The sequence below is a fragment of the Pseudomonas sp. Root569 genome, assembly GCF_001427465.1.
GTDB classification, from domain to species: Bacteria; Pseudomonadota; Gammaproteobacteria; order Pseudomonadales; family Pseudomonadaceae; genus Aquipseudomonas; species Aquipseudomonas synxantha.
Map to the genome: position 1 here is coordinate 127,181 of NZ_LMGQ01000025.1, position 18,762 is coordinate 145,942.

General features: G+C 59.8%; 16 protein-coding genes. 8 read left to right on the forward strand and 8 right to left on the reverse strand.

Annotation, left to right across the window (positions count from 1 at the left end; all coding sequences use genetic code 11):
• Positions 1 to 20 precede the first annotated feature (20 nt).
• The 4 genes from ASD70_RS20960 to rpoE all read right to left on the reverse strand — a co-directional run bounded on the left by ASD70_RS20960 (position 21) and on the right by rpoE (position 3,870).
• Positions 21 to 1,457: a DegQ family serine endoprotease gene (locus ASD70_RS20960; RefSeq protein WP_043046394.1), complete on the reverse strand. Its 1,437-nt coding sequence runs from the start codon at positions 1,455 to 1,457 to the stop codon at positions 21 to 23.
• A 235-nt stretch (positions 1,458 to 1,692) separates the two neighbouring features.
• Positions 1,693 to 2,652, reverse strand: coding sequence for a MucB/RseB C-terminal domain-containing protein (locus ASD70_RS20965; protein ID WP_056847354.1), 960 nt, complete (start codon positions 2,650 to 2,652; stop codon positions 1,693 to 1,695).
• A 16-nt stretch (positions 2,653 to 2,668) separates the two neighbouring features.
• Positions 2,669 to 3,256, reverse strand: a complete 588-nt coding sequence (locus ASD70_RS20970; RefSeq protein ID WP_046071417.1) for a sigma-E factor negative regulatory protein — start codon at positions 3,254 to 3,256, stop codon at positions 2,669 to 2,671.
• Positions 3,257 to 3,288: 32 nt separating this feature from the next.
• Positions 3,289 to 3,870 carry an RNA polymerase sigma factor RpoE gene (rpoE, locus tag ASD70_RS20975; protein WP_003172477.1) on the reverse strand — a complete coding sequence of 194 codons (582 nt, stop codon included), beginning with the start codon at positions 3,868 to 3,870 and terminating at the stop codon, positions 3,289 to 3,291.
• Positions 3,871 to 4,331: 461 nt separating this feature from the next.
• On the opposite strand from rpoE, the gene nadB reads away from it, so the two are divergent.
• Positions 4,332 to 5,948: an L-aspartate oxidase gene (nadB, locus tag ASD70_RS20980; RefSeq protein WP_056847355.1), complete on the forward strand. Its 1,617-nt coding sequence runs from the start codon at positions 4,332 to 4,334 to the stop codon at positions 5,946 to 5,948.
• On the opposite strand, the gene ASD70_RS20985 is transcribed toward nadB, so the two are convergent.
• Both ASD70_RS20985 and ASD70_RS20990 read right to left on the reverse strand, forming a co-directional pair.
• Positions 5,917 to 6,363, reverse strand: coding sequence for a protein YgfX (locus ASD70_RS20985; RefSeq protein ID WP_056847356.1), 447 nt, complete (start codon positions 6,361 to 6,363; stop codon positions 5,917 to 5,919). The genes nadB and ASD70_RS20985 overlap by 32 nt on opposite strands.
• Positions 6,347 to 6,601 (reverse strand): FAD assembly factor SdhE, encoded by a 255-nt coding sequence (locus ASD70_RS20990; protein ID WP_043046387.1) that lies wholly within the window; start codon positions 6,599 to 6,601, stop codon positions 6,347 to 6,349. The genes ASD70_RS20985 and ASD70_RS20990 overlap by 17 nt, the downstream gene beginning before the upstream one ends.
• A gap of 139 nt (positions 6,602 to 6,740) precedes the next feature.
• Here ASD70_RS20990 and ygfZ point away from each other — a divergent pair, with 139 nt between their 5' ends.
• Positions 6,741 to 7,682: a CAF17-like 4Fe-4S cluster assembly/insertion protein YgfZ gene (gene ygfZ, locus ASD70_RS20995; protein ID WP_056847357.1), complete on the forward strand. Its 942-nt coding sequence runs from the start codon at positions 6,741 to 6,743 to the stop codon at positions 7,680 to 7,682.
• 36 nt (positions 7,683 to 7,718) lie between these two features.
• Positions 7,719 to 8,540: an HDOD domain-containing protein gene (locus tag ASD70_RS21000; protein ID WP_046071413.1), complete on the forward strand. Its 822-nt coding sequence runs from the start codon at positions 7,719 to 7,721 to the stop codon at positions 8,538 to 8,540.
• On the opposite strand, the gene ASD70_RS21005 is transcribed toward ASD70_RS21000, so the two are convergent.
• Together ASD70_RS21005 and ASD70_RS21010 are read right to left on the reverse strand one after the other, a co-directional pair.
• A complete protein-coding gene (locus tag ASD70_RS21005) occupies positions 8,541 to 9,926 on the reverse strand; it encodes a sensor histidine kinase (protein WP_046071412.1) in 1,386 nt (461 codons plus the stop codon). It lies immediately after the preceding gene.
• A complete protein-coding gene (locus tag ASD70_RS21010; RefSeq protein WP_046071411.1) occupies positions 9,919 to 10,590 on the reverse strand; it encodes a response regulator in 672 nt (223 codons plus the stop codon). The genes ASD70_RS21005 and ASD70_RS21010 overlap by 8 nt, the downstream gene beginning before the upstream one ends.
• A 244-nt stretch (positions 10,591 to 10,834) precedes the next feature.
• Here ASD70_RS21010 and ASD70_RS21015 point away from each other — a divergent pair, with 244 nt between their 5' ends.
• The 5 genes from ASD70_RS21015 (at position 10,835) to ASD70_RS21035 (ending at position 18,660) form a co-directional block, all read left to right on the forward strand.
• Entirely contained in the window at positions 10,835 to 11,818 is a 984-nt protein-coding gene (locus tag ASD70_RS21015; protein WP_056847358.1) for a Bug family tripartite tricarboxylate transporter substrate binding protein, read from the forward strand.
• A 147-nt stretch (positions 11,819 to 11,965) separates the two neighbouring features.
• Entirely contained in the window at positions 11,966 to 12,424 is a 459-nt protein-coding gene (locus ASD70_RS21020) for a tripartite tricarboxylate transporter TctB family protein (RefSeq protein WP_056847359.1), read from the forward strand.
• A 1-nt stretch (position 12,425) separates the two neighbouring features.
• Positions 12,426 to 13,940: a tripartite tricarboxylate transporter permease gene (locus ASD70_RS21025; RefSeq protein WP_046071409.1), complete on the forward strand. Its 1,515-nt coding sequence runs from the start codon at positions 12,426 to 12,428 to the stop codon at positions 13,938 to 13,940.
• A complete protein-coding gene (locus ASD70_RS21030) occupies positions 13,933 to 14,961 on the forward strand; it encodes an AbrB family transcriptional regulator (protein ID WP_046071408.1) in 1,029 nt (342 codons plus the stop codon). Before ASD70_RS21025 ends, ASD70_RS21030 begins: the two co-directional genes overlap by 8 nt.
• Positions 14,962 to 15,120: 159 nt before the next feature.
• The gene (locus ASD70_RS21035) at positions 15,121 to 18,660 is read left to right on the forward strand and encodes a YncE family protein (RefSeq protein WP_056847360.1); all 3,540 of its coding nucleotides are present in this window, start codon (positions 15,121 to 15,123) and stop codon (positions 18,658 to 18,660) included.
• The last annotated feature ends 102 nt before the right edge of the window (positions 18,661 to 18,762 follow it).

Below are 18,762 nucleotides of genomic sequence, written 5' to 3' on the forward strand. Positions count from 1 at the left end.
CTTTTTTGTGGGCTAGTGGATTACTCCGCCAGCTTGAAGGTGATGAAGCTGGCTCGACCTTGACGCAGGACGCGCATCGACACCGAACGATTCTTCGGCAACGCCTTGGCGATGTCGGTGAACTCCTTGGTGGAGTCGATCGCCTGGTTGTTCAGATGGGTGATGACGTCGCCAGGCTGCAGGCCGATCAAGGCGGCCGGGCCGTCCTGGACTTCCTTGATCACGACACCGCTCTGCAGGTCGAAGGTTTTCTTCTGCTCGGCGGTCAGCTCAACCACGGCAATACCCAGGCGGTTGCTGCTGCGCTCGGCGCCTGGCTTGGCATTGCCCAGGGCATCCAGGGTCGCACCTTCTTCCGGGATGGCGCCGACGGTCAGCTCAACGTTCTGGCGCTTGCCATCACGGATCACTTCCAGCTTGGCTTTGCCGCCAGCCTTGAGCGCGCCGACCAGATGAGGCAGGTCGGCCGACATGACAATCGGCTGGCCATTCATGCTCAGGATCACGTCGCCGACTTTCAGCCCGCCCTTGGCAGCAGGGCCATTGTCCTGAATCTGTGCAACCAGCGCACCGGCCGGCTTGTCGAGGCCGAAGGACTCAGCCAGATCCTTGTTCACTTCCTGGATGACCACACCCAACCAACCTCGGCTGACCTTGCCACCGCTCTTCAACTGGTTGGAAACGTCCATGGCCACGTCGATCGGGATTGCGAAGGAAACGCCCATGAAACCACCGGAGCGCGTGTAGATCTGCGAGTTGATCCCCACGACTTCGCCAGCCAGGTTGAACAACGGACCACCGGAATTGCCCGGGTTGATCGGCACGTCGGTCTGGATGAACGGTACATAGTTTTCATTCGGCAGGCTGCGACCGATGGCACTGACAATGCCCTGGGTAACAGTATGGTCGAAGCCGAACGGTGAACCGATGGCTACCACCCATTGGCCGGCTTTCAAGTCCTGGGATTTACCGAGTTTGAGGACCGGCAAGTCCTTGCCATCGATTTTCAGCAGCGCCACGTCGGAGCGTGGGTCGGTACCGATCAGCTTGGCCTTGAGTTCACTGCGATCAGCCAGGCGTACGAGAATCTCGTCGGCATCGGCAATCACGTGATTGTTGGTGAGGATATAGCCGTCGGGCGAGATGATGAAGCCAGAACCCAGCGACTGGGCTTCGCGCTGACCACCGCCGCCACGAGGGGCGCGTGGTTGCGGCATGCCGCGCTCGAAGAACTCGCGCAGCATGGGCGGCAAGCCTTCCAGATCCGGCATCTGCTGGTTCGATACTTTGCGATCCGGCAGTTTTTGCGTGGTACTGATGTTCACCACCGCAGGCGAGGCCTGCTCCACCAATTGGGTGAAGTCAGGCAGTTCGACTGCTTGCGCAGGCAAGGCCTGACCCAGCACCAGCACTGTGGCGACTATGGATAGGTAAGACTTCAAACGTGGTATCGACATACAGCTCCCGTTACGACGAGCAGGGTTAAGCGACAGGGTTCAATAAATGCCGGAGACTGCGACCGGCACTTTTGTCCCGCGAACAAAACAAGGCCAGGGCCATCAAACCCTGACCTATAAAAAACATAGGGAGTTTTTGCAAGTGAAAATGCTGATCCAGAGATTTCATACGCTCAGCACCCAACCAAAGATGGGCACAGATTGAAAGATCAGCATGAACGCAGGATTAACAATTTCATGGCTTGGCAGCAGCCTTTCCACTACGCACCGATAAGGCGATACGCTCAGCAGTGCCGATAGGGATTTCGCCCACCACCGTCACCATCATTTCACCTTCCACCGTATTTAAACGTCGGGATACGGCTACGGTTGGTCCAAGCTGAGCACGGGTTTCATTCACGTCAGCACCTTTTGCTGACTCCAGAAACACGGAAAAACGCGCGAGCCCATCGTCATACATCAGGCTATCGACGGTGGCTTTGGTTTGGGTATCTTTGCGCGTGACAGCACTGATCTGTTGGAAGCCAGGCGGCAGCCAATCCAGATGCCACACCTGGGTGGCAGGCATGTCGGAGGCTTTAGAAGAGGAAACAGCGACAGGCGAGCACTCGCGGCCAGGCTGCAAGTCCTGGTCGGACGGAACGGCGCGGGCATCCAGGCGCGTATACTGAAAGCGCTCCAACAACTGCCCCTGATCATTGAGCAGCAAGGATTTGAGCGGCAACGCGGTTTCACGATCCAGGTGCAATTCAACACCATAGCGATATTGATCACGCGGGCTGATCGACACGATCACCGCATTACGACCGGCCACGCGAGATTTACCGACAACGGCCAATTCGTAGAATTGAGTGAGTTTTTGTGGATCGAGTGCACGCGTAGGTGCATCAGAAGAACTCGCCAGGCCAGCAACCAGCGCACCGCTGACGCATTGTGTGCGACCGTCTACCCTAAGGGCTTCCTGGGGAGCGCCATCGAGCTGCAACAAGCGCTCACGTACATGGCCATCCTGGACGCGATGCCAGATGTCATGGGTAGAAAAACTACCATTGCGTTCGTAGACAAACGTGCCTTCAAAGCTTTGCTGCTGCTCTGCACGCCCAAGTCGAATCAGCCAGTCTTGGGCTTCATCGGCATGGGCGGATAGTGCAAACCAACTACTGAGCCAAAGCGTAAGGAGCGGTATGGCGCGCATAGGGCTCCTTAGCGGATCAGCGGTTTTCCTGGCTTGCTGCGCGAGCGTATGGCAGAGCGCTATCAGTGCCTTTCGAAGCCGATTCCTGCGCATGTTGACGCAGGTAGCCTGGAAGACGCTGGTCCTGCCAACCGGATTGCCCTTGAAGCACACCATTAGCCATAGGGCCGGTGGTATCGGAGCTTTCCTTGTAGCCTGCCAGTACAGCCGGACCTTTGACTTGCGGACCGGCCATGACCGGTTGCTGAGTCTGTTGGGCCAACTCGTTGCCAGCAATCTCGTCCTGGTTGTACAGGCGAACACCTGCGAGCACAGCGACGGTGACCGAAGCAGCTACTGCCAGGCGACCCAGGCTACGCCATGGACCCCGTGCAGCTTTTGCCGGAACGGCTTCATCAGCAAGCGCAGCAGAAACGGCCGCAGCAATATCCAGACGAGGGATTAGAAGATCCTTGTGCATCACCGCCCGAGCGACTTGGTAACGAGACCAGGTATCACGGGTTTCGGCATCATCAAATGCATTGAGCACCCGACGAAGTTCCAGTTCATCCGCTTCGTTATCCATCACTGCGGACAGCGATTCCTGCAGGGCATCACGACTCATGGCGGTTCCTCTCTTGGCTGTCGCCGCTGTCTTTAGTTTTCCTGCAACAAAGGTTGCAAGGCTTTGTCGATGGCTTCCCGGGCCCGGAAAATCCGTGACCTTACAGTCCCCACCGGACATTGCATGACGCTCGCAATGTCTTCGTAACTCAGACCATCAAATTCACGTAAAGTTAACGCCGTACGCAAATCTTCTGGCAGTTGCTGAATTGTGCGATGGACGGTGCCTTCAATCTCGTCGCGCAGCAATGCACGCTCCGGCGACTCGAGATCTTTGAGGCCGTGATCACCATCGTAAAATTCTGCATCTTCTGAACTGACATCACTGTCTGGTGGGCGGCGGCCGCGAGACACCAGATAGTTCTTCGCCGTGTTAATGGCGATGCGGTAGAGCCACGTATAAAACGCACTATCACCGCGGAAATTTCCCAGTGCACGGTACGCCTTGATAAAGGCTTCCTGTGCAACGTCCTGCGCTTCATGGGTGTCGTGCACAAACCGCACGATCAACCCGAGAATTTTGTGCTGGTATTTCAGCACTAGCAGATCAAATGCTCGCTTGTCGCCGCGTTGTACGCGCTCGACCAGCTGCTGATCCTCTTCCTGGGTTAGCATGAACACTCCTCGTTGTACTCGAAGGAGGCTTGCATAACTAAACGATCAGGCTTGCAAACATAGACTCGGGCTTTTCGCAAAAGTTCTCCCCCTTCAAGCAAGTTTCCGGCATGCACTGATTTGGCACACACGAAAAACGCAGCCCGGGCGGCGCCGGCTGCGCGAATAATCTTGTCGCCGGTTTCGTGACGCGTCCAATGCTCCCGACGGGCCAATAAACTCAACGTTTTCCCAGCTTTCGGGCAACCTGCTATTGAGTCGGGACCCATGCAAAAAGTTCCCGCCTCGCCAACCGGCCATTTCCCAAAGCTGCGCAGCATAATCTCACAATGCCACGTGTGCGTGGCTATTGTGCCGCTCCCCCCCTCTATATACTAGTGGCCCGTGTGCCCCTTTGATTCGCCGATCCAGGCGTCCTGTTTGCGCCGCTCCTTCGGATCGCTTTTTGCGGAATCCATTCAATGAGCCAACAGTTCCAACACGATGTCCTGGTAATCGGCAGCGGCGCGGCCGGCTTGAGCCTTGCGCTGACCCTGCCGAGCCACCTGCGTATCGCCGTCTTGAGCAAAGGCGACCTGGCCAACGGCTCGACATTCTGGGCCCAAGGCGGCGTCGCCGCGGTGCTGGATGATACCGACACGGTGCAATCCCATGTTGAGGATACCCTCAATGCCGGCGGCGGCCTGTGCCATGAAGAGGCGGTGCGCTTCACCGTCGAGCACAGCCGGGAAGCCATCCAATGGCTGATCGACCAGGGTGTGCCGTTCACACGCGATGAACATGCCGGCAGCGACGACGGTGGCTTTGAGTTCCACCTGACCCGGGAAGGCGGCCACAGTCATCGTCGAATCATTCATGCTGCCGACGCCACCGGCGCGGCCATTTTCAAGACGCTGCTCGAGCAGGCCCGCCAACGCCCCAATATCCAATTGCTTGAACAACGCGTCGCCGTCGACCTGATCACCGAAAAACGCCTGGGCCTGGCGGGCGAGCGCTGCCTGGGCGCCTACGTACTCAACCGTGCCAGCGGCGAAGTCGATACCTACGGCGCACGCTTCACTATTTTGGCCTCGGGCGGCGCGGCCAAGGTCTACCTCTATACCAGCAACCCCGACGGCGCCTGTGGCGACGGCATTGCCATGGCCTGGCGCTCGGGATGCCGGGTGGCCAACCTGGAATTCAACCAGTTCCACCCCACCTGCCTGTATCACCCCCAGGCCAAGAGTTTCCTGATTACCGAAGCCCTGCGTGGCGAAGGCGCGCACCTGAAGCTGCCCAATGGCGAACGCTTCATGCAGCGCTTCGACCCTCGCGCCGAGCTGGCGCCGCGCGATATTGTCGCCCGCGCTATCGACCATGAAATGAAGCGCCTGGGTATCGACTGCGTATACCTGGACATCAGCCACAAGCCCGAAGCCTTCATCAAGACCCACTTCCCGACGGTCTACGAACGCTGCCTGACCTTCAACATCGACATCACCAAAGGCCCAATCCCGGTGGTACCCGCGGCGCACTACACCTGCGGCGGCGTGATGGTCGACCAGCATGGCCGCACTGACGTGCCTGGCCTGTATGCCATCGGCGAAACCAGCTTCACCGGCCTGCACGGCGCCAACCGCATGGCCAGCAACTCACTGCTCGAGTGCTTCGTGTACGCACGCTCAGCGGCGCAGGACATCCTTGAACAACTGCCGCGCATCCCGGTGCCGGCCGCCCTGCCCCGCTGGGACGCCAGCCAGGTCACCGATTCGGACGAAGACGTGATCATCGCGCACAACTGGGACGAGCTACGGCGCTTCATGTGGGACTACGTGGGGATCGTGCGCACCAACAAGCGCCTGCAACGTGCACAACACCGGGTACGCTTGCTGCTGGATGAAATTGACGAGTTCTACAGCAACTACAAGGTCAGCCGTGACCTGATCGAATTGCGCAACCTGGCCCAAGTGGCAGAGCTGATGATTCGCTCGGCCATGGAGCGCAAGGAAAGCCGGGGCCTGCATTACACCCTTGACTACCCGCAGATGCTGCCCGAAGCCCGCGACACTATCCTGGTGCCAACCACCTACGGCGGCTGAACTTCAGGCGTACCCGCAGGCGCCGGTGTACATCGGCAGCCTGTGCGTCCTGCGGCACACAGATCGAACGCACTCGCCGCTCACCCTGCACCCGGTAGCGCAACACAACGATCAGCGGCAACGCGAGGCTGTCGGGACGCAGTTGCACTGCGTGCCAACCGCGCGCGGCGTTCCATAATTGCCAGCCATCTTCGTCACGGCGCAGGCCAAGAATCGACGAACGGTGAGTGAGCAGGATATGGCGCGGCAGCACCCAGGTGCAGTGAGCCAGGCATAGCAGGATGCCAAGGCTTGAATAAGGCAGGTTCAGCACCAGCAGGCTACCCAGCGCAATCAGCTGGGCAAGCAGATACGCCGCCAGCAACAGCCGTGAGGCCCGCCAGCGGCATTCGAAGCGATTACTTGGGCTGGACACGGTCCAGAATCTTGCGAACCATGCGCTGCAGTTCCGGATCTTCAGATTCGGAGCGCTCCATGAACCAGCCGAACATATCCTGGTCTTCGCATTCGAGCAGCCTGACGTAGAGATCGCGATCGACTTTATCAAGCGTCGCGTACACTTCTTTGGTGAACGGCACCAACAACACATCCAGCTCAAGCATGCCACGACGGCTGTGCCAGAAGAGACGATTGATTTCTACATCTTCGACCATGGAGCCCTCCTCATTTAGAGCGCCAGTATACAGCCCCGGCGACACCGGGACACTCGGCTTTGGTCGCCCATACGGAAACTATCCATTTGCCGGGCGCCCCTCTATGATGCACCCATGACTTTTTGATGTGCGATGACCCATGGCCGACTCTGCGTTTTTCTGCTCACTGACCCACGAAGGCGTGCTTGCCGTCCGCGGCTCCGATGCTGCCAAGTTCCTGCAGGGCCAACTGACCTGCAACCTCAATTACCTGAGTGACACCCAGGCCAGCCTGGGCGCACGCTGTACGCAAAAAGGCCGTATGCAGTCCAGCTTTCGCATCCTGTTGCAAGGCGACGGCGTGCTGATGGCCATGGCCACCGAGCTGCTCGAACCACAGCTGGCCGACCTGAAGAAATACGCGGTGTTCTCCAAATCCAAACTCACCGACGAAAGCGCCGCCTGGGCGCGCTTTGGCCTGGCGAACGCAGACGCTTCCCTGGCCGCCCTTGGCCTGGCACTGCCGGCCGAGACCGACAGCGTAGTACGCACCGATTCGCTCATCGCCATACGCGTTTCCCCTAACCGTGCCGAACTCTGGGTGCCCGTAGAGCAAGCCGACGTCGTGCGCAGCCAACTGGCCGCGCAGCTGCCACAGGCTGACTTGAATGCCTGGCTGCTCGGCCAGATCCGCGCCGGTATCGGCCAGGTGATGCCGCAGACTCGCGAGCTGTTCATCCCGCAGATGCTCAACCTGCAGGCCGTGGGTGGCGTGAGCTTCAAAAAAGGCTGCTACACCGGCCAGGAAATCGTCGCGCGCATGCAGTACCTGGGCAAACTCAAGCGACGCCTGTATCGCCTGAGCCTGGAGGCGGCCCATCTACCCGAGCCAGGCACGCCATTGTTTTCACCCAGCCACAACAGCGCGATCGGCGAAGTCGTCATCGCGGCAAAAGCGGACCAGTCGATTGAACTTCTCGCCGTGCTGCAAGCCGAAGCTGCCGACAATGGCGACGTGCGCTTGGGCACCTTGGAAGGCTCTGGCTTGCGCATGCTCGACCTGCCCTACCAACTGGACCGTGATCGCGAGATCCAGCGTTAATTGCCGTACCTTTTTGCAGCACCCTAGAGAGCATGAATGAACAAGCTGGCGGAAAAAGTCCAACAGGCTTTGGTGATGGCCATCGACAACGATGACCTGGTTCTGCCGACACTGCCGGAGGTGGCCCTGAGGATTCGCCAGGCCGCCGAAGACCCGGAGATCAGCATCAGCCACTTGAGCAAGGTGATCAGTCGCGACACCGCTCTATCGGCGCGCCTGATCAAAGTGGTCAATAGCCCGCTGTTGCGGGCCAGCCAGGAAGTCACCGACCTGCACACCGCCATCACGCGGCTCGGCACCAACTACAGCAGCAACCTGGCCATCGGCCTGGTGATGGAGCAGATCTTTCACGCCCGCTCCGAAGTGGTTGCACAGAAAATGCGTGATGTGTGGTGTCGCAGCCTGGAAGTAGCCGGCGTCAGCTATGCCTTGTGCCGCAAGCATAGCCACCTCAAGGCGGACCAGGCGGCCCTTGGTGGCTTGGTGCACCAGATCGGCGTGCTACCGATCCTCACCTACGCCGAAGACCATTACGAACTGCTCTCGGACCCGGTCAGCCTCAACCACGTCATCGAGAGCATTCACCCGTTGCTGGGCGACAAACTGTTGGGCGGCTGGGACTTTCCGGAAATGCTGGCAAAACTGCCGGGGCAGTACCTGAACCTGGAACGCGACTCTGCCAGGCTCGACTATGTCGATCTGGTGCAAATCGCCGTACTCTACTGCCACCACAACACCGACCATCCGCTGGCGAAAGTCGACATTACCAGCGTGCCGGCGATGCAAAAGCTGCAGCTTGATCTCTACAGCGAAAAGTCACGCGCTGAACTGGATGAAGCGCGCTCAATGTTTTACTGATCAACCCGCAATAAAACTCACGCGGACTTTCAGCCCAGCCAACTCACCATCATGCAGGCTGATCTGCGCCAGGTGTGCGCGGCAGATCTCCCCGACAATCGCCAGTCCCAAGCCAGACCCCATGCCCTGCTGGCTGCGTCGGTAAAAACGCTCGAATACCCGGTCCCGCTCATCTAGCGGGATGCCCGGGCCATCATCTTCGACCTCCAGCACCGCCGGTGCCGTCACCCGCAGAATCACATTGCCGCCAGGCGGTGTGTGGGCCAGGGCGTTATCCACCAGGTTGCTCAGCAACTCGTTCAACAGCGTCGGTTCGCCGCGCAGCCATATGGGCTCGTCCGCCTCCAGCGCCAAGGCCACTCCCCGCGCATGGGCCAGTGGCGCCATGGCCATGCCCAGCTCGCGGGCCAACTGGCTGAGGTCGAGCAATTGCGCACCGCCCTCGGCAATGGCCCGGGCACCGTTTTCAATGCGGGCCAGGGACAACAACTGGTTAGCCAGGTGTGTCAGGCGGTCGGTGCCTTGGGCGGCACTTTCCAGGGTGCTGCGCCAGGTGGCCGGTTCTTCGGCGCGCAGGCCCAACTCCAGGCGGGCCTTGAGCGCCGCCAGCGGCGTGCGCAGCTCATGGGCTGCATCGGCAATAAACTGTGCCTGGCGCTCGAACTGCCCGCGCAGGCGTTCGGTAAAGTGGTTGAGGGAACGCACCAACGGGCCGAATTCATCCTGGACTTCCACCAGCGGCAGCGGCCGCAGGTCATCGGGCTGGCGCTCTTCCACCGCGGTGCGCAGGCGTTCCAACGGGCGCAATGCCGCGCTCACGGCGAACCACACCAGCAGCAGTGCACCGATGGCGAGCATGCCCAGGCGCAACAGCGTGTCGGCCATCAAGCTGCGGGCCATGGCGACCCGTGCTTCGTCGGTTTCGGCGACGCGGATTTCCGCCATGCCATTCATGTTCGGTTCGGAGACGGCCTTGAGCAGGCTCACCACCCGTACAGGCTGGCCCTGGTACACAGCGTTGTAGAAGCGTGCCAATGCCGGGTAATCGTCGGTGCGTGGTGTGCCGGGCGGCGGGCCGGGCAGGTTTTCGTAACCGGAAATCAGCTTCTGGTCGATGTCATTGACCTGGTAATAAATACGCCCTGCGCTGTCGTAGGCGAAGGTGTCCAAGGCCACGTATGGCACATTCGCGCTAAGGGTGCCGTCGACCTGGGTCAAGCCGGCGGCAATGGTGCGCGCCGAGGCCAGCAAGGTGCGGTCATAGGCGGTGTCGGCGGCTTCGCGGCCGTTCCAGTAGGCACTCATGCCGCTGGCGAGCATCAACAACACCAGCAGCAGCGCCAGGTTGCACAGCAGGCGCCAGCGCAGGCTGCTGGGCTTATGCATCGCGGGCTTCCAACAAGTAGCCAAGGCCGCGGAACGTCACGATGGCGATGGGCTGGCCGTCGAGCTTCTTGCGCAGGCGGTGCACGTAGATTTCGATGGCGTCGGGGCTGGCTTCCTCATCGAGGCCGAATACCTGGGAGGCCAACTGTTCCTTGCTCATCACGCGGCCTGGCCGGGCGATAAGAGCTTCGAGCACGGCTTGCTCGCGGGAGGTCAAGGTCATCAACTCGCCCCCAACCGTGAAGCGCCGGGTGTCGAGGTCGTACACCAGCACCCCGCACGCCTGCTGGCGCTCCCCGCCCAGCACGCTGCGCCGCAGCAGCGCCTTGACCCGTGCTTCCAGCTCCGTCAGCTCAAACGGCTTGGCGAGGTAGTCGTCGGCGCCCAGGTTCAGGCCATGCACTCGGTCTTTCACATCGCTGCGCGCCGTCAGCATCAGCACCGGCAGGTTTTTGCCACGGGCCCGCAGGCGCGCCAGTACCTCGAAACCATCCATGCGCGGCAGGCCCACGTCGAGGATTACCGCCGCGTACTCCTCACTGCCCAAGGCCAGGTCCGCGGCCACGCCATCGTGCAGCACGTCGACCGTCAAACCCATGCCCTTGAGCGCTTGGGCGACACTTTCGGCGAGTTGCAAATGGTCTTCAACCAGAAGGACACGCATGGATTTCTACCTCATGAGGGGTGGTCGGCGCGGCTTTTTATTGACCCGCTGGCCGGCGAGTTTACAGGCGCAACCTGCCCTGTGAAGCCCGAAAACATTGAAAGACAATTGAAAGGTTAGTGAAAGCTTCGCCCTTTAGCATCCAGCCACGGTGGTCTATGCCTGCCGAGCTACCTGATTCGTAGCACCCGAAAAACGCCTCGAAGCGTTTTCGTCAAAATAAGAACAATAACGGAGAAATCCCATGACCTCTTCACTACGTAGAGTTGCCCTTGCCGCCGGCTGCATGCTGTTCGCCGGCCAACTGCTGGCTGCCGACGAACCCAAGCGCCCTGAATGCATCGCCCCAGCCTCCCCCGGCGGTGGTTTTGACCTGACCTGCAAGCTGGCACAAAGCGCGTTGGTCAATGAAAAGCTGCTGAGCAAGCCGATGCGCGTGACCTACATGCCCGGCGGCGTGGGCGCGGTGGCCTACAACGCCGTGGTCGCCCAGCGCCCTGCGGACGCCGGCACCCTGGTGGCCTGGTCCAGCGGCTCGCTATTGAACCTGGCCCAAGGCAAGTTCGGCCGTTTCGATGAAACCAACGTGCGCTGGCTGGCTGCCGTAGGCACCAGCTACGGTGCAATCGCAGTGAAAAGCGACTCGCCCTACAAGACCCTCGACGACCTGGTAAAAGCCTTGAAAAAAGATCCGGGCAGCGTGGTGATCGGCTCCGGCGGCACAGTAGGCAGCCAGGACTGGATGCAAACCGCGCTGATCGCCAAGGCCGCCGGGATCAACCCGCGTGAACTGCGTTACGTGGCCCTCGAGGGCGGCGGTGAAATCGCCACGGCCTTGCTTGGTGGGCACATCCAAGTGGGCAGTACTGACATCTCCGACTCGATGCCGCACATCCTCAGCGGGGACATGCGCCTGTTGGCCGTATTCGCCGAGAAGCGCCTGGACGAGCCGGAAATGAAAGATATCCCGACTGCCAAGGAGCAAGGCTACGACATCGTCTGGCCGGTGGTACGGGGCTTCTACCTTGGGCCAAAGGTCAGCGATGCCGACTACGCATGGTGGAAAGAGGCATTCGACAAGCTGCTGGCCTCCGACGAATTCGCCAAGCTGCGTGACCAGCGCGAGCTGTTCCCGTTCGCCATGACCGGCCCGGAGCTGGACACCTATGTGAAGAAACAGGTGGCTGACTACAAGGTACTGGCCAAAGAGTTCGGCCTGATCCAGTAAACGCCCGTCTTTCGTGTAATGCCCCTGTAGGAGCGAGCTTGCTGGCGAAGAATCCGAGGACATCCACGTGCGTCCAGACAGCACGCGTTATCGTTGAAGTTTTTCGCGAGCAAGCTCGCTCCTACTAGAGGGGCCTTGGAGTTTTCTATGCTCTTACAACGCATTTTCGCCGCCGTGCTGTTGCTGGCCTGCGCCGGCCTCGCCCTGATGGCCTGGCCGTATCAGGCGGCATTTTCATATGAGCCGGTCGGCCCACGCGCCTATCCTCTGCTGATGCTCGGGTTGATGAGCCTGGCGCTGATCTACATGCTCTTTCGCCCGCAACCCACCAAGCACACCGAAGAAGAACCGGCGCTGGACCGCGAGACCCTGATCAAAATCGGCATGTGCGTCGCACTGTTGCTCATCTTCGCCGCCACCTTCGAATCCCTGGGCTTCATCCTCAGCAGCATGTTGATCGGCATTCCAATGGCGCGCCTGTATGGCGGTCGCTGGGTCGCCAGCGTGGTAATCGTCGGCCTGATGGCTATCGGCCTGTACCTGCTGTTCGATAAAGCCATGGATGTGCCGTTGCCCCTCGGCCTGCTCGACGTTCTGGAGAACTGATATGGATACCTTTGGCTATTTGGGCCAGGGTTTCGGCGTCGCGCTGAGCCCCTATAACCTGGTGACCGCATTGTGCGGCACCCTGATCGGCACCGTGGTCGGCCTGCTGCCGGGCCTGGGCCCCATCAACGGCGTAGCGCTGCTGATCCCCATCGCATTTGCCCTGGGCCTGCCACCGGAGTCGGCATTGATCCTGCTTGCGGCGGTGTACCTGGGTTGCGAATACGGCGGCCGTATCAGTTCAATCCTGCTCAACATCCCTGGAGAAGCCTCCACCGTGATGACCACCCTTGACGGTTACCCGATGGCCCGCAAAGGTCTGGCAGGTGTGGCGCTGTCGTTGTCGGCGTGGAGCTCTTTCATCGGTGCATTTATTGCCACCTGCGGCATGGTGCTGTTTGCCCCGCTGTTGGCCAAATGGGCGATTGCCTTCGGGCCGGCAGAGTATTTTGTACTGATGGTGTTCGCGATTGTCTGCCTCGGCGGCATGGCCGGTGACAAGCCGTTGAAGACTTTCGTGGCGGCGCTGATCGGGTTGTTCCTCTCGGCAGTCGGCATCGATGCCAACAGCGGCGTGTACCGTTTTACCGGCGACAACATCCACCTTACCGATGGCATTCAGTTTGTGGTGCTGGTGCTGGGCCTGTTTTCCATCAGCGAGATCCTGTTGCTGCTGGAAAAAACCCACCGTGGTCAGGAAGCAGTCAAGGCCACCGGGCGCATGATGTTCAACCTGAAGGAAGCGGGTGCGGTGTTCGTGGTTAACGTCCGCTGCGGCTTGCTCGGTTTCATCATGGGTGTATTGCCGGGCGCCGGTGCAACCCTGGCGTCCGCCGTTGCCTACATGACCGAAAAACGCCTGGCCGGTGCCAGCGGCAAGTTCGGCCAGGGCGATATGCGCGGCTTGGCGGCACCGGAAACCGCCATCGGGGCATCCGCCTGTGGCGCATTGGTGCCGATGCTGACGCTCGGCGTTCCAGGTTCGGGCACCACGGCGGTGATGATCGGCGCCCTGTCGCTGTACAACATCACCCCGGGGCCGCTGCTGTTTCAACAGCAACCGGACATCGTCTGGGGCCTGATCGCGTCGTTGTTTATCGCCAACATCATGCTGGTGATCCTCAATATCCCGATGATCCGCATCTTCACCCGCATCCTCGCTGTGCCGAACTGGGCGCTGGTGCCGGTGATCGCGATCATTACCGCCATTGGCGTGTATGCGGTGCACGCCACCACCTTCGATCTGTTCCTGATGGTCGGCATCGGTATCTTCGGCTACATCCTGCGCAAGCTGGATTTCCCGCTTTCGCCAGTGTTGTTGGGCTTTATCCTCGGCGGCCTGATGGAACAGAACTTGCGCCGTGCACTGTCGATTTCCAACGGTGCACTGGACATCCTCTGGTCGAGCCCGATCACTTTTGGCGTATGGGTACTGACAGCGCTGATGCTGATGTTCCCGCTGATTCGCATCTATCGCAAACGAGCCCTGCAGCGTCGTGCCGTGGCCGATGTCTGAGGTCACCTTCAAACATTGGTGGGGAACACCGCTGGTCGGCCTGGCCGGCGGTTACCTGGCCAGCCTCGTCGGCTGGCCTTTGCCGTATATGGTCGGCTCGTTGCTGGCGATCATCCTGGTGCGCTGCCTCACGCCCTGGCAATTGGCGGAGATTCCCGGCGGGCGCAAATGCGGCCAATGGGTAGTGGGCATCGGCATTGGCTTGCACTTCACCCCGCTGGTGATCGAGCAAGTGATGAGCCACTTCGGCCTGATCTTCTTCGGGGCGCTGGTGACCAGTTTGTCGAGCGTGGTCGGCGTGTGGTTGATGCGCCGCAGCGGTGAAGACCGCGCCACGGCGTTTTTCTCCAGTATGCCGGGCGGCTCCGGGGAGATGGTCAACCTCGGCGCCCGCAACGGCGCAATACTTAGCCGGGTGGCGGCAGGACAAAGCCTGCGTGTGCTGGTGGTGGTGTTGTGTGTGCCGGCGATCTTCAAGTATTTGCTGGGTGGCGGTACACCGCAGTTTCACCCGGCGCCTGTGGACTGGACGTGGCTGGCCCTGCTGTTTCCGATAGGTGCGCTGGTTGCCTGGGGCTGGCAGCGTTTGCGCCAACCCAATCCCTGGTTGTTCGGGCCATTGCTGGTGAGTGCCATCGCCAGCGTGACCTGGGATTTACACATTGGCCTGCCCGACGGCGGCAGCCAGATCGGCCAATGGCTGATCGGCAGCGGTTTGGGCTGCCACTTCAATCGGCAGTTCTTCCGCAGCGCACCGGCGTTCATGGGCCGCACCTTGATTGGCACGGCCTTGACCATGGCGCTCGCCACGTTGGCAGCGGTAGGGTTGAGTGCGCTGACCCACCTGGACCTGCGCTCACTGACGCTGGGCATGATGCCCGGTGGCATCGCCGAGATGAGCCTGACGGCAGAGACCCTGCAATTGTCGGTGCCGTTGGTGACGGCGATGCAGGTGATGCGCTTGTTGTTTGTGTTGTTTCTGGCGGAGCCGTTATTCAGGCATTGGAATCGGCAGGCCTGATCTTGCTTTGGCTTGGGTCGCCCCAGGCCCCTACCATTCGTCGGCACTGTCAATTCTCACAGCTATCTCTCGCCCTCGTCACAGCGTTGAATCAACCGAGTGATGCTCAGCCCAACCAGTTCGGGCACGCCCCTCAACGGCTCTGACAGGACCTTCTTCATGACTATCGACCAGGATACCCAGCACCCCGATCGCTCACCCATTTCCGTTCAGCCCGCCTCTTTACGCCCTGAAGGCTTCACCATTGCCCAACCCGACGACGCCATCTTGACGTCACAGTCCTTTCGCAATACTCCCTTCGCGGACTTGCCCCTGTACCTGCCCACTCTGAGCAATCCGGTGGTCGGCTTCGATGGTGGCTTTAACCGAGCGGCGCTGGAGGTCAGTGACAAAGGCGTGACCTGTATCCTGCTGCCTTATCTTGAGCAGGTTGACAGGGACTTCATCGAGCTGAAATTAAATGGTGTTCGCGTTGACTTTCATACCGTAACCGAGGATGAGGCCCGCCAGGGCCTGCAAATTGTCCTGCATGTGGCCAGCGAACGCTTTATCCGTGAGGCCGGCAATACACTGCAGGCCTTTGTGACCCACGTCGGTGGAGGCAGCGACCAAACCAAACCCTTCAATATCAAGGTCGATATCGAGTTCCCAGGTGGGCGTAACCCGGTGGCCAGCACCCCGCAAAACGAGAACCTGCCCAAGCCCGTATTTCCTCAGGATGTAATCGACTTCGGCGTCACGTCGGAAAACTCCATAAACCCCATCCCCGTATCCATCGGCTATTACCCGGTTAACACAAACCTCCCCAGGGTCAATCATCGCAAGGTTCGTGATGAAATTCGCCTGAGCCTCGGGGGGGTCGTTGTCAAACACCCCGTGACTGAATTCGAGGCGGCGGGCGAAGCCCCGATCATCATCAACGTCAACACCGGCACTTGGGATAAGGTGGGTGACGGCGTGCACGTGTGCGAATACGAAGTGGTGGACGAGGTCGGCAACCACTCCCAAGGATTTTCCCCACCTCAAGTCATCGAGGTACGGCGCAACACGGGTGCAGAACCGCTTTTACCGGCCCCTTACATCGCAGAATCCATCGAGCGGCCAGGCCAAAACGATCTGCTCGATGCTGATGACCTTGACGGCAACGATGCAACCATTGTGGTTGAGGTGAACCGCCAGGGCTATGAACTCGGTGACGTACTACGCCTGAAAGTCTCCGGGCGCACTGAAGGCAGCCAGTTGATTACCACCTTTTACGACCACCCTATTGACTCCACCACTCGCGCCCAGCGCATCCGCTGGCCCTACGCCGATATCCTGCCGTTGATCGATGGGCGCGTCCAATTGACCTATCAACGGCTTCGCCTCAACGCATTACCACGCAACTCCCTCGACAGGTCGGTGGATATCACCGGTACCCCCGTCGAGGCCGGCCTGGCGCCACCTATCGTGCTCGAGGCCGTAGGTGGAAACCTGCCCGCAGCCACCGACCCAGTGACGGTGTTCATCAGGGCCCTTACCGGCTACCCTGCCAACGCTCGCGTTTTGCTGGTGCTCAACGGCACCTACGCCAATGGTCGGTCCTACTATGCCGAGCACACGGCCCGCGCCGGCCAGAACGATATAGTCCTAGAGCTACCCAACGGGCCCAATGGCGAAATCGCCCAGTTGGAAGGCGGCTCGCTCTCGCTGCACTACACCGTCAACGGCGGGCCACCGTCACGTCGGCTGAACCTGTACGTGGGAGGCCTGCGAGCCATCCTGCCAGCGCCCATCACACGCGAAGCAGTGCCACCGGACCATGTGTTCGACCCGGACAAGAACCGCGGCAACCTGAATGTCACGGTCAAGGCTCATCCCGCCTTCACCTTGGGCGCCACGGTGTACCTGTACGCCGAAGGCAGTGCCCCTGGCGGTAGCGCCCCGCGGATGGAATTCGAGATCGACGAAAACTGGCTCGGTGTCGACCTGCCCTTCGTGGTTGCTCGGCTCTACGTCACCGCCAACCTCAATGGCACCCAAAGTTTGTACTACACCGTGGTAAAACCGGGGCAGCGTGACATGCTTTCCGAGGCCCTGACGATCCGCGTCGGCGCGGCCCTCGACCTGCCCGTCCCCGAAGTGCTCGAAAGCACGCAGATCACGCCGACCCTGAGCCGCCTGAACCCTGCGCATGTGCTGCAGTCGGGCGTGGTGACCGTGCGCGTACGTTATCGCCCGATGCTGGCAAGCGATGACATCGAGGTGTACGTCATCGGCAAACCGGAGCTCGGCACACCGGTTATCGGCATCAAGCCTGGCATACCTGCGCCCGGTGGAGACTATGTCGATTTCACCGTGCCCAACGTGTTTGTGGGCGCCAACCTGGCGCAAAGTTGCCGGGTGTTCTACGAGGTGATCCGTGACCACAAGCGTGAACCGTCCAGGGAACTGACGCTCGAGATCGAGGCGCTGGAGGCGCAGTATTGGGACTTGGTGAGTGTGCCGCAGGCCGAGACCAATGGCGGGGTGATTGACGTCACCAAGGCACATGATGTTCGGATCGATGCCTGGCCGTTTTTGCGCTACGACCCTGAGAACCCGCAATCGGTGTGGATTGACGCCGAGGGCACAGTGAATCAAGTGTTGCGCAACGGTACCCCGCTGACGCCCGCCGAGTTTGCCGCCGAGCGCATCCTGACGCCTATTCCGGCCAGTTACCTGAGAAGACTCGCCGATGGCAGCCCGCTGGACCTCAAGGCGTATGTATCGCTGGATGGGGGCGGGCGGGCGACAGCGCAACGGTTGGTGCCTGCAAGTTACAGAATCAGGAAGCAACCGGGCGTTGTAGACAGCATCAACGTAGGCGGCGGCCCGGACCGCATCGTCATTAACGCAGAGGGCACCGTAGCTTATGTTGCCAACTACAATAGTGCCACGGTATCCGTAATTGATCTGACGACGTTCAGCCTTTCGGATACGATTATTATGCCAGCTAACACTTACACAAATGGATTGGCGCTTCATCCGGATGGGTCACGACTGTATGTCAGTGGATACTACTCTAGCGAAATTCAAGTAATCGATACCAGCGACAATACAATCAGCAACAAGATTACGGGCATTCACGTTTATGGATTTGGCGGCTTAGCTTTTAACTTGGACGGTTCACGCCTTTACTATGGCGCTTATTATCAAGCCCAACTTCAGGTTATTGACACATCGAACGACACTCTAATTTACACAGGCTACGCCTATTACCCAGTAGACTTGGCGCTGGCGCCACAGGGCACACGCCTTTACTGCGCAGGGTTGAGTGCAATGGGTATTATCGACACGGCTACCAATACTCAGCTGTCGACACTTTCAGGTTTCAGTTATGCTTGGCGACTGGCATACAGCCCTTATGCGCAAAAAATCTATGTGACAGACCAAAGTGCGGCCAACGTGAAAATCGTCGACGCGCGCACCAACTTAATCAGCAACACCATACCCAACCTAACCGGCGCATTCGGTATAGCCTTTCATCCCACACGCCGGCTGGCTTATGTAACGATGCACACCTCCAACTCAGTGGCAATCATTGACATCGACAAAGAGGAGGTCATCAGAACCCTGACGGGGTTCGTCTATCCCAAAAGCATCGCCATTGCCCCCGATGGGTCATATGCCTTAGTCAGCAACTACAATGCCAATACGGTGTTTATCGTTCAACTTTGACGACCCAGGGCAACTTAAGCCAGAAGTAACGCAAACAGGTTTATCTCTCCGATGAACCTGTTTGCGCTTTATTCGCTACTAATCAGCGCTTATTCGCATTTT

Excerpts from the sequence above, each read along its gene's own strand:
- ASD70_RS20960 (WP_043046394.1), bottom strand. The coding sequence starts at position 1,457 with ATGTCGATACCACGTTTGAAGTCTTACCTATCCATAGTCGCCACAGTG.
- ASD70_RS20965 (WP_056847354.1), bottom strand. The coding sequence starts at position 2,652 with ATGCGCGCCATACCGCTCCTTACGCTTTGGCTCAGTAGTTGGTTTGCA.
- ASD70_RS20970 (WP_046071417.1), bottom strand. The coding sequence starts at position 3,256 with ATGAGTCGTGATGCCCTGCAGGAATCGCTGTCCGCAGTGATGGATAAC.
- rpoE (WP_003172477.1), bottom strand. The coding sequence starts at position 3,870 with ATGCTAACCCAGGAAGAGGATCAGCAGCTGGTCGAGCGCGTACAACGC.
- nadB (WP_056847355.1), top strand. The coding sequence starts at position 4,332 with ATGAGCCAACAGTTCCAACACGATGTCCTGGTAATCGGCAGCGGCGCG.
- ASD70_RS20990 (WP_043046387.1), bottom strand. The coding sequence starts at position 6,601 with ATGGTCGAAGATGTAGAAATCAATCGTCTCTTCTGGCACAGCCGTCGT.
- ygfZ (WP_056847357.1), top strand. The coding sequence starts at position 6,741 with ATGGCCGACTCTGCGTTTTTCTGCTCACTGACCCACGAAGGCGTGCTT.
- ASD70_RS21000 (WP_046071413.1), top strand. The coding sequence starts at position 7,719 with ATGAACAAGCTGGCGGAAAAAGTCCAACAGGCTTTGGTGATGGCCATC.
- ASD70_RS21005 (WP_046071412.1), bottom strand. The coding sequence starts at position 9,926 with ATGCATAAGCCCAGCAGCCTGCGCTGGCGCCTGCTGTGCAACCTGGCG.
- ASD70_RS21010 (WP_046071411.1), bottom strand. The coding sequence starts at position 10,590 with ATGCGTGTCCTTCTGGTTGAAGACCATTTGCAACTCGCCGAAAGTGTC.
- ASD70_RS21015 (WP_056847358.1), top strand. The coding sequence starts at position 10,835 with ATGACCTCTTCACTACGTAGAGTTGCCCTTGCCGCCGGCTGCATGCTG.
- ASD70_RS21020 (WP_056847359.1), top strand. The coding sequence starts at position 11,966 with ATGCTCTTACAACGCATTTTCGCCGCCGTGCTGTTGCTGGCCTGCGCC.
- ASD70_RS21025 (WP_046071409.1), top strand. The coding sequence starts at position 12,426 with ATGGATACCTTTGGCTATTTGGGCCAGGGTTTCGGCGTCGCGCTGAGC.
- ASD70_RS21030 (WP_046071408.1), top strand. The coding sequence starts at position 13,933 with ATGTCTGAGGTCACCTTCAAACATTGGTGGGGAACACCGCTGGTCGGC.
- ASD70_RS21035 (WP_056847360.1), top strand. The coding sequence starts at position 15,121 with ATGACTATCGACCAGGATACCCAGCACCCCGATCGCTCACCCATTTCC.